General features: G+C 53.6%; 1 protein-coding gene. It reads right to left on the bottom strand.

The window, feature by feature from the left end:
- Positions 1–653 (bottom strand): DNRLRE domain-containing protein (locus ACTQ3K_RS12640; protein WP_441578600.1); only part of this gene is annotated, 653 nt, incomplete at both ends.

Below are 653 nucleotides of genomic sequence, written 5' to 3'. Positions count from 1 at the left end.
TCCGGTAAGAAGCCGGTATTCATGGACGTTTGCCTGGTTTTCTTCCCTGGTGATGACAAACCCAAGGCCGTCCTCGTCCTTTAACTTGTTTCCATCTTTTTCGTCCCGGTAAAAGAAATGCCTGGTCCCGTCCCCGTCAGTATAGACATAGAGAGAATCCGAGATCCCGGTGGGAAGGAGCCGTTCCTGGACATTCAGGCGCCAGCCGTTCCCGATCCTGGAACTCTTTCCCGTGTCACAAAGGTTATAGACATGGCTTACCGTGACCGGAAGCCGGGAGCCGGACGTTGCGGCATCGGGATGGACAAAGACCAGGTTTCCGTTGAAGTCATTGGTATAACCGTGTCCGGCCCGGCCGGCATCCTGCTCATGGTAGCTCCAGTATCCCTCCAGCCCCGCTGCATTTTTATAATAGAAGTATGCACAAGGGTGTGCTTCTTCTCCGAAGTTATTGTTGGATGTGATAACATACGCTTCTGCCCGCTGGGTCTCATTCCGGGACCGCAGCTCGATCCCGTAGTTGTTCCCCGTATTATACCATTTCCGCACCAGCTTCGTGACATCAAATTCGAGCAGATTCGTCTGATCTCCAATGGGCTTCGCCGTCTTGAAATCCAGGACCGTATCGGAACAGGACGGCTGGCTGTTCCAGG

Origin of the sequence: Candidatus Paralachnospira sp. LCP21S3_A2 (genome assembly GCF_052118925.1) — a bacterium.
Classification (GTDB): domain Bacteria; phylum Bacillota; class Clostridia; order Lachnospirales; family Lachnospiraceae; genus Lientehia.
The sequence above is the reverse complement of the archived record's forward strand: the minus strand, read 5'-3'. Positions and strand labels throughout refer to the sequence as shown.